The organism is Prevotella sp. AM23-5, from assembly GCF_003473645.1.
Taxonomy (GTDB): domain Bacteria; phylum Bacteroidota; class Bacteroidia; order Bacteroidales; family Bacteroidaceae; genus Prevotella; species Prevotella copri_A.
The window spans coordinates 1-295 of the sequence record NZ_QUCG01000089.1 but is presented as its reverse complement, the minus strand read 5'-3'; the positions used below and the strand labels follow the sequence as shown (position 1 = coordinate 295).

The 295-nt window shown below is 56.9% G+C and carries 1 protein-coding gene; it reads left to right on the top strand.

The genetic code is table 11. From position 1 onward, the window contains the following. Positions 1–295: YqiA/YcfP family alpha/beta fold hydrolase (locus DW657_RS15155; RefSeq protein WP_305000195.1), on the top strand; the 295-nt coding region annotated here is incomplete at both ends.

The following is a 295-nucleotide window of genomic DNA, read 5'->3' as shown; positions in this document are numbered from 1 at the left end:
TGAAGAAGATATTATTCCTACACGGATTCTTTGCCACGGGCAGTTGTCCGATGGCGAGAGCCTTGAAAGAGGCGTTTGAGGGGACGGCGGTGGTGTTGACTCCCGACCTCCCTTTGCACCCAAAGGAGGCACTGAAGGAGATTCACTCCATCATCGACCGGGAGCAGCCCGACTTGCTTCTGGGCAACAGCTGCGGCTCTTTCCTCGCCCAGATGCTGGCTCCGGTGGTGGGCATTCCTGCCCTGCTCGGCAATCCGTATTTCATGATGACGGAGTTTCTGAAGGAGCGAATCGG